Origin of the sequence: Streptomyces sp. NPDC048473, from assembly GCF_043200155.1 — a bacterium.
GTDB lineage: Bacteria > Actinomycetota > Actinomycetes > Streptomycetales > Streptomycetaceae > Streptomyces.
The window spans coordinates 1-5,683 of the sequence record NZ_JBICXE010000127.1; the positions used below are offsets into that span (position 1 = coordinate 1).

Below are 5,683 nucleotides of genomic sequence, written 5' to 3' on the forward strand. Positions count from 1 at the left end.
TCTCCCAGGCCCCTTACCGCACAACGGACATGACGCCACGTCACTCACGAGACCGGCGAACCGGACCAATCCCAATCACGCAATGCCCCTGGGTGCCCCGCGTCACGGCGCTTGCCGACCAGGCCCTCACACATGTGGACATCATCAACAACCCGTACCTGCTGGCACTGGAGGACGGCAGCCTGGCGCTGGAGGATTTCCGCGCCAGCCAGGAGCAGTTCGGTTTCGCCGTCACCTACTTCGCCCGGCCCATGGCCTCGCTGATCTCGCGGATCGAGGCCCCCGGCGACCGCGTGGGGATCCTGCGCAATATTGTGGAGGAGCACGGTGACTTCGCACCCCACGCATTCCACCACGCCACATTCCGCCGATTCCTGGCCAGTATCGGCAGCGCCGATCCCGCACACCTGGACGCGCTGACGGTCTCGTCGGCTGTGCATGCCTTCAACAGCGTCCTCTCCTCGTTGTGCACGCTGGAGGACCTGCCCGTAGCGATCAGCTGTATGGGTGTCATCGAGCACGCCTTCGCCCAGATCTCCGCTTCGATCGGCCGGTCTGTGGTGGAGCGCGGCTGGGTGGCCAAGGACGACCTCGTCCATTACGCACTCCACGCCGAGATCGACGAACGGCACGCTGAAGACTTCTTCACCTTCGTCGAGCCCTCCTACGACGCCCCGAACGGCCGCCGCCGCATCGAGCAGGGACTGAACCTGGGCGCGTACGTCTTCAACCGCCTCTACACCGAGTCTATATGTCCTCGGCGGTTGAACGTTGATCATGACGGCCATGGACCGCCACGACGCGCCGTATGAACGCCCACGTCGGCCAGCACGGCGTCCCGCCAGCGGCGGCGCCGAGTCGGTGCCGTTACATGCGCCTTCACCCGTTCCGTCTCCGGAGATACGCGTGACCGCTGTCCGCACGCTGCAGGGACCGCCATCATCTGAACTGGCCGCCGCGCTCGAGGTTTTCGAGGAGCAGTTCACCTACCCTCTGGGCTCCGATGGCACATTCCGGATCTCTCACGCACCGGACTACCCACGGTTCTTCCGCGCGATGGGCGAGTGCGCCGTATTCGTCGCCGAACGCGAGGGCCAGGTGCACGGCACACTTGGCGCGGCCCTGCGGCGACTGCGATCGCCTGACGGCCGCGAGGGGATCGCGGGCTACCTGGGCGACCTCAAAGTCCTTCCGTCCGCCCGTGGAGGGCTGACTCTGCTGCGGCTGATGCGCGCCGGCCTGGCAGTGAACGCAGACCGGGCCACATCCATGTTCAGCGTCGTGATGGGCGGCACCCCAGTCCGCCCCCGGCCTACTCCGGCCGGCTCGGCATTCCCGCCTTCACCGAAATCGGCCACGTCGTCGTACTGCGCATCCCCACCGCCGCACATGTCCTCCCCCCATCGCCTTCCGCAGCACAGCCACGGCGACGGCAGATTGCTTCCGGCGCTGGACCACCGGCGGGTACGCCACACCGGCTGGTGACTGTTCCCAACGCTCCCACATGACGCCGGTCTCCCTGGTGACGCCCGACGCCTCGGCCTGCGGACTGGTGGAGGACACCCGCAAGGCCAAGCGTCTTCTGGCCGAGGACGGCGAACTACGCAGCGCCCACCTGTCCGAATTCGCCTACCGCACTCCCGGTGAGGGAGCCGCGCTCCTGCGCGCGGCATTGGTCACAGCGGCCGCGCACGGCCACCCGGCCCTTTTCACCGCGGTGGACGCATCGGACGCGGACGCCCTGCGCACGCACCTGGGCGTCCCGCACACAGTGTCGGCGCCCGCGACCGTCTACGGCTCGGGACTCGAGCCCGCCAGGCCGTGGAGCATCAACACCTCGGAGATCTGAACCCGGCCTGCTCGGGACAGCAGCAAGAGTCGGGCAAGGCGCCCGCACGAGACACGGAGGGACGCGGATGACCGCGATGTACGAGAAGATGTCCGAGGTGTTGATCTCACATCTGGGCCTGGACCCGGAGTCGGTCCACCCCGAGGCAACCTTAACAGACCTGGGCGTGGACTCACTGTCCATGATCGAGCTTGCCCTGGTCCTGCAGGACGACTATGGGATCGACGCCGAGGGCATCGACACCGTCGGCACATTGGCGCAGGCAGCCCGGTACCTCGAAGAAGCCGCCACGGCCCCCTCAAACGGTGGGGCGGTGCAGGCGCCGAGTAACGCGCCGATCGTACCGTGAACACAACCGAGGTGGCCGTCACCGGAGCGGGCGCGGTCAGCCCGGCTGGCACCGGAGCGGACGCCCTGTGGAAGGCCTTGGCCGATGGCACATCCCTGGCCGTCACAGACCCGAACCTGGCAGGCATGGCCGTCGACTTCTCCTGTCGTGTGCCCGAATTCGACGCGGACGCTCTGCTGGGCCGCCGCCTGAGCTGGCGTCTGGACCGCTTCACCCACCTCGCACTGGTGGCCGCCCGCGAAGCCGTGACCGATGCCGCGCTCGACCCCACCGACTGGGACGCCGCACGTGTCGCGGTCGTGCTGGGCGTAGGGTCCAACAGCCTCCAGCACTACGACGCCACCTTCGACCACATTCGCCAAGGCCGGCTCCAGAAGATCAGCCCGCTCATGATCCCGCGCAGCGCGCCCAACGTGGTCGCCGGCGAAATCGCAATGGATCTGCGCGCGACCGGACCGAACTTCACCACCAGCAGCGCCTGTGCCTCGGGCACCACCGCGATCGGCGTGGCACGCGACCTCCTTCGCTCCGGTGCCTGCGACATCGCGATCACTGGCGGAACCGAATCCGGCCGTACACCCGCCGCCGCGGCGGGCTTCTGGCGGATGCGGGCCCGGTCGGAGCGCGTCGGCGACCCGCGCTCGGCCTCCCGCCCGTTCGACGCCGCGCGGGACGGGTTCGTCCTGTCCGAGGGCGCCGGAGTGCTGGTCCTTGAGCGTGCCACGGACGCCCGAGCCCGACAGGCCCGCATCCGGGGCTACCTGATCGGCTACGGCGCCTCCACGGACGCCCACCATTTCACCGCCCCGCACCCCGAAGGTGACGGAGCGGTGCAGGCGATGCGTACCGCGTTGCGCGACGCCGCACTGGAACCAGGCGACATCGGGCAGGTCAACGCTCACGGCACCTCCACCCCCCACAACGACCTGGCCGAGAATGTGGCCCTGCGCCGCGTGTTCGGCAGTCCGCCACCGGTGACCGCGAACAAGGGGGTGCTCGGTCACACCCTCGGCGCCGCTGGCGCGCTGGAAGCCATCGCCACACTCCTGTCGCTGGAGCACCAACTGATCCCGCCCACCGCAAACCTGGAACGCCTGGACCCCGCGATCGACCTTGACGTCGTCGCGGGAGTCCCCCGGCCCGTCCGGATGGCAGCGGCGGTGAGCAACTCCTTCGGCTTCGGCGGACAAAACGCTGTACTCGTTTTGCGCGCCGCGTGAACCGGGCCGAACGACGAGGAACGCCAAGGGCGGCGCCACCTACCGGCGTGTCCCAGACAGTATGGGCGCTGGTCCTCACCAGCGTGGCCCTTTTCATGTCCGGCCTGGACAACCTGGTGGTCATCACCGCGCTGCCCACCATCCGCACCCGTTTCCACGCCGACCTCCCGTCGCTGGAATGGACGGTGAACGCCTACACCCTCACCTTCGCCGTCCTCCTCCTGACCGGAGCCGCTCTGGGAGACCGCTTCGGCCGCCGACGCATCTTCATGTGCGGCATCGCCCTCTTCACCGCCGGCTCCATGGCCGCAGCGCTCGCCTCCACCTCGGGCGAGCTGATTGCCGCCCGGGCCCTGCAAGGCTCCGGCGCCGCGGCCCTCCTGCCCCTGTCACTGACCTTGCTCACAGGTGCCGTCCCAGCGGAACGACGCGCCGTGGCCCTGGGCATATGGAGCGGCATCAACGGCCTGGCCGTGGCGCTCGGCCCGGTCGTCGGCGGCTTCATCATCCAGCACAGCACCTGGCAATGGATCTTCCTGGTCAACGTCCCAGTCGGCCTCCTGCTACTGCCCCTGGTCCGCCTGCGGCTGATGGAGAGCCATGGTCCGAACGACCGCCTCGACATCCTCGGCACGATCCTGGCCAGCGCCGCCCTGTTCAGCATCGTCTACGCACTGGTCAACGGCAACCAGCACGGCTGGACCAGCCTCAACGTGCTCTGCGGCTTGTCCGGCGGCGCGCTGCTCCTCACCGCGTTCCTGTTGCACGAACGGAAACATCCCTGGCCGATGGCGCCGCTGCGCCTCTTCAGCAGCCGCACCTTCGCCACCATCAACGCCGTCAGCCTGCTGACCTTCCTCGGTATCTTCGGGTCGATCTTCCTCCTCACCCAATATTTGCAGGGTATCGAGGGCTACTCACCCTACGCCGCAGGCCTGCGCACCCTGCCCTGGACCGCAATGCCCATCCTGGCCGCACCGCTGGGCGGCCTGGCCGCCGCCAAAATCGGCGCCAAACCCGTCGTCACCACCGGACTCGTCCTCATGGCCACCGGACTGGCCTGGTTCGCCTCAACGCTCGGCGTCCACACCGCCTACACCACCGTTATCGCCCCCATGGCCCTGTGCGGCATCGGCATGTCCCTGTACTTTGCTCCCCTCGCCCACCTCGTCATGAGCAGCGTCCCCCACACTGACCAGGGCATGGCCTCCGGCGTCAGCAACGCCGTACGCGAGCTCGGCGGCGTCCTCGGTATCGCCATCCTCACCGCGGTCTTCACCGCCCACGGCAACCTGGACACCGCATCCCACTTCATGCACGGCCTCACCCCCGCCCTGTGGACCGGCGCCGCCGCGGTCACCACCGCAGCCTTCCTCATACTGCTCGTCCCCCATGAGCCACCCGCCCGACGGCGACCGCTACCGGCGGGCATCGCCCGGCGCGAGCAGACTGGTGACTTCGGTAAGGGCTCGCAGAAAATGGGAGTGTCATGAATTTGGCTCTGTTCCGTAATCGGTGGTGACGGCAGGTGACGGGCGTCGTTGACGTCATTTGCGAGACGTCAACTCCCTTGTGGCAACGGTGTTTTCAGGACTCTCGGCGCTGGTCATCGATGATGTGTCGGACGGCGGCGAGGTGATCCGGTTCGTGGCCCGGACCCGAGATGCCCCCATTCCCTGCGGGGCCCCGTCGGCTGGTGAGCCGGACGGAGTGCTATCAGGGCGCCGCGACCGCGACCTGGACCGTGACGTGGAAGGCGTCGGCCCTTGGTGATGGCGGAGAGTTCACCGAGACCCGCCAGGCCGCCTGGACTGCTGCGGTCGGTGAGGTCCAGGTTCTCAACTGATCGATCGCGACATCTCTTGCCTCGACTCGTCTGGCAGGAGGAGACATGGCCCGCGATCCGGGCTGAACTGCGTTGAGTAGGATGGTTGTTGGTTTCGTGGCGGGTCTGGTTGGGGGTGTGCGTGGTGGTAGTGCGGTGTTCTGTTCTCCCGGTGTCGGTCACGGCGTGACGTCCTCACTCGTGGTGGCGTCTTTGGGGCCCGCGTGTTTCGTTCGAGGTGTGTGTGACCGTGGTGGTCGCGGGACGGATGGTGCGTGGTTCGGGGTTGCCCTCCGGTCACCGGGGTCCGGGTCGGGGTCTGAGGTAGGGGTGGGTGTGGGGCTGTGGCTGTGAATCCGTTTCTTGACGGTGTTGTTGTGATGTTGACGGGTATGCATGTTCCGCGTGGGAGTTCCTCGCGTATGCGTGGCGAGGTGGAG

The 5,683-nt window shown here is 67.8% G+C and carries 7 protein-coding genes; all 7 read left to right on the forward strand.

The window, feature by feature from the left end:
- Positions 1-92 precede the first annotated feature (92 nt).
- The 7 genes from ACGFU7_RS47430 (at position 93) to ACGFU7_RS47460 (ending at position 5,264) form a co-directional block, all read left to right on the forward strand.
- Positions 93-812: a TenA family transcriptional regulator gene (locus ACGFU7_RS47430; protein ID WP_393704965.1), complete on the forward strand. Its 720-nt coding sequence runs from the start codon at positions 93-95 to the stop codon at positions 810-812.
- A gap of 94 nt (positions 813-906) precedes the next feature.
- Positions 907-1,485 carry a hypothetical protein gene (locus ACGFU7_RS47435; RefSeq protein WP_393704966.1) on the forward strand — a complete coding sequence of 193 codons (579 nt, stop codon included), beginning with the start codon at positions 907-909 and terminating at the stop codon, positions 1,483-1,485.
- Between the two features lie 19 nt (positions 1,486-1,504).
- Entirely contained in the window at positions 1,505-1,849 is a 345-nt protein-coding gene (locus tag ACGFU7_RS47440; RefSeq protein ID WP_393704967.1) for a hypothetical protein, read from the forward strand.
- Positions 1,850-1,916: 67 nt separating this feature from the next.
- A complete protein-coding gene (locus ACGFU7_RS47445) occupies positions 1,917-2,198 on the forward strand; it encodes an acyl carrier protein (RefSeq protein ID WP_393704968.1) in 282 nt (93 codons plus the stop codon).
- Complete coding sequence (locus tag ACGFU7_RS47450) at positions 2,195-3,418, forward strand: beta-ketoacyl-[acyl-carrier-protein] synthase family protein (protein ID WP_393704970.1); 1,224 nt, start codon at positions 2,195-2,197, stop codon at positions 3,416-3,418. Before ACGFU7_RS47445 ends, ACGFU7_RS47450 begins: the two co-directional genes overlap by 4 nt.
- Positions 3,419-3,465: 47 nt before the next feature.
- Positions 3,466-4,911, forward strand: a complete 1,446-nt coding sequence (locus ACGFU7_RS47455; RefSeq protein WP_393704972.1) for an MFS transporter — start codon at positions 3,466-3,468, stop codon at positions 4,909-4,911.
- Between the two features lie 203 nt (positions 4,912-5,114).
- Entirely contained in the window at positions 5,115-5,264 is a 150-nt protein-coding gene (locus ACGFU7_RS47460; RefSeq protein ID WP_393704973.1) for a hypothetical protein, read from the forward strand.
- Positions 5,265-5,683 lie beyond the last annotated feature (419 nt).

What these genes read in the sequence shown, in the direction of transcription:
- ACGFU7_RS47445 (WP_393704968.1), top strand. Translation starts at nt 1,917, where the DNA reads ATGACCGCGATGTACGAGAAGATGTCCGAGGTGTTGATCTCACATCTG.
- ACGFU7_RS47440 (WP_393704967.1), top strand. Translation starts at nt 1,505, where the DNA reads ATGACGCCGGTCTCCCTGGTGACGCCCGACGCCTCGGCCTGCGGACTG.